This window comes from Streptococcus pseudopneumoniae, from assembly GCF_001068775.1.
GTDB lineage: Bacteria > Bacillota > Bacilli > Lactobacillales > Streptococcaceae > Streptococcus > Streptococcus pseudopneumoniae_N.
This window is the reverse complement of sequence record NZ_JWAJ01000024.1, coordinates 1-217: the sequence shown is the minus strand read 5'-3', so window position 1 is coordinate 217 and position 217 is coordinate 1. Positions and strand designations below refer to the sequence as shown.

Annotated in this window: 1 protein-coding gene; it reads left to right on the top strand. The window is 37.3% G+C overall.

Features of this window, described 5'->3' with window-relative positions:
* Window positions 1–217 (top strand): IS200/IS605 family transposase (tnpA, locus tag ADF68_RS00835; RefSeq protein WP_049548236.1); only part of this gene is annotated, 217 nt, incomplete at both ends.

The window sequence follows — 217 nt, the reverse complement described above, 5'->3', positions numbered from 1 at the left end:
GTGTTGAAATTATCGAAGGACACTTGATGCCAGATCATGTACATATGTTAGTAAGTATTCCACTAAGGATAAGTGTTTCTAGTTTCATGGGTTATTTAAAGGGTAAAAGTGAACTCATGATGTTTGACAAACACGCCAATCTAAAGTACAAGTTGAATCGGCATTTCTGGGCGGAAGGTTATTATGTAAGTACGGTGGGACTCAATGAAGTCACAAT